Source organism: Vibrio sp. 03_296 (genome assembly GCF_002265885.1).
Genome location: NZ_NPKW01001100.1, coordinates 1 through 789, shown reverse-complemented (window position 1 = coordinate 789; position 789 = coordinate 1). Strand labels below are relative to the sequence as shown.

Annotated in this window: 1 pseudogene; it reads left to right on the top strand. The window is 45.9% G+C overall.

The annotated features are described in order from the left end of the window. Positions 1–257 (top strand): annotated as a pseudogene (locus tag CIK04_RS30060) (hypothetical protein); the annotation flags it as partial. Positions 258–789: the final 532 nt, after the last annotated feature.

The following is a 789-nucleotide window of genomic DNA, read 5'->3' as shown; positions in this document are numbered from 1 at the left end:
TTACATCTTCGAAAAAGCGTTCACTGGTAAACCGTGGTGAAGGCTACCCAATCGAGTCGTGCGGCACCACAGCAAGCGAATGCGGCGATCCTAAACAACGTAAAAGCAGCGGTTGCGAAAGATGTGGTTGAAGGCCTACGCGCAATTGACCAAGAATTGGTGAAACAGCGGTTGGCGGAGCACAGTTCCAAGAGTGCTTCTTCGCAAACTGCCAAGTGCCAGAAATCGCCGAATACGTACGCTCGCTGATCGACTAAGCACTCAGGCATTACTACTTTTCGGGAACTAATACAAGCCAGCACTCGCTGGCTTTTGTTTTGATTTGGGAGGTAGGGGGATGGATTTTCTGAGGTGTTTTTGCCCCGAAATGAGTTAAGTGGTGAATTGCTATTTCGGGCATTTTGTCCGTTTTGAACAACAAAAAGTAACCGATGGTAACAAGTAGGAGTTGACCCCATTTACCGTCGGCCAAGTTCTGTAAAAGAACCTTTTTCATCTTTCTAGGCACATATTCCCTAATTCTTGTGTAGGATTTTTTTTAGTTGGTCTACCGTCTAATGTAGGACTTCCTCTGTGGAGCATTGCGTGGCAATTAGGGCATACAGGTACAAGGTCATTCACAGGATCGACCCTCGTACTCCTTACATATCTCATTAAGTGGAACAATGTGGTGAACATGAATGAAGCCATCTCCCAAAGCCCCATAAGTCTGAAAGAAGTTCAAGTCACACACCTTACACGTTGTTCCATGATGTGAAATACAAATCTCTCTGGCTTTTGGCTGCGCTC